The 1,210-nt window shown below is 69.6% G+C and carries 1 protein-coding gene; it reads left to right on the forward strand.

The features are described from left to right. Positions 1–31 precede the first annotated feature (31 nt). On the forward strand, positions 32–1,210 hold a 1,179-nt coding region (locus tag IEZ08_RS39035; protein WP_189244246.1), incomplete at its 3' end, for a polyketide synthase dehydratase domain-containing protein.

The raw sequence follows: 1,210 nt of genomic DNA on the forward strand, positions 1-1,210 counted from the left end.
CGACGCCGTTGCCACTTTGGCCGGTCAGGGCGTGAAGACGTTCGTCGAGGTGGGTCCGGATGCGGTGTTGTCGGTGATGGGCCCGGCCTGCGTCGAAGACGAGCAGGTGGTGTTCGTTCCGCTGCTGCGTCGGGACCGGGACGAAGAGCGGGAACTGATCACAGGGATCGCCAGGGCGTGGGCGCGCGGTGTGCGGCTGGACTGGGAGGCGTTCTATGCCGGGTCCGGTGCCCGCCGGGTGGATCTGCCGACCTACGCCTTCCAGCACAAGCACTACTGGCTGACCGCCCCCACCACCCAGGCTGATGTGGCGACCGCCGGACAGTTCAGAGCCGACCACCCGCTCCTGTCCGCCGTCGTGACCCTGCCCGGGCTGGACGGCGAAGGCTCGGAGAGCGTGGCGCTCACGGGACGCCTGTCCATGGACACTCATCCTTGGCTGGGCGACCACGTGGTCTCCGGCATGGTGCTCGTACCGGGAACGGCACTGCTGGAGATGGCGCTCAAGGCCGCCGAAGAAGTCGGTTGCGCGGTGGTGGACGAGCTGACCCTCGAATCACCACTGGTGCTGGCGGAGGGCGGCGAGGCCGCCCTCCGCGTCATCGTCGGACCGGATGACGAATCCGGCAGGCGGCTGGTGGAGGTGTTCTCCTCGGCCGATGGCCACTCCTGGATCCGGCATGCCTCCGGCGTTCTGGCCACTGCGGGGGCACCTGGGCCGGTTGACCTCGCCGAATGGCCGCCCCGAGGCGGTGTGCCGCTCGAACTTGATCACCTTTACGACGAGCTGGCCGAGGCCGGGTACCTCTACGGTCCCGTCTTCCAGGGCCTGCAGGCGGCGTGGCGCCGCGGCGACGAACTGTTCGCCGAAGTGTCGGTGGACGCCTCCGTGGACGGGTTCATGCTGCATCCGGCCCTGCTGGACTCGGCACTGCACGCCATCCTCGCCGCCGAACGCGGCGAGGAGAAGACCGAACTCCAGCTGCCCTTCGCCTGGACCGGCGTCACGGTGCACGCCACAGGCGCGAACGCCCTCCGGGTCCGCATCGAGCGCCAGGGGACTTCCGCGGCCATCGAGGTCGCCGATGTGGCGGGTCGTCCGGTGGCGTCGGTCGGTTCGCTGGTGTCGCGTCCGGTGTCGGGTGTGGGCACGGCTGCGGCGTTGCCGGTGTATCGGGTGGAGTGGCGTGCGGTCACCTCTGGTGAGTCT

Source organism: Planobispora rosea, assembly GCF_014648175.1.
Taxonomy (GTDB): Bacteria; Actinomycetota; Actinomycetes; order Streptosporangiales; family Streptosporangiaceae; genus Planobispora; species Planobispora rosea.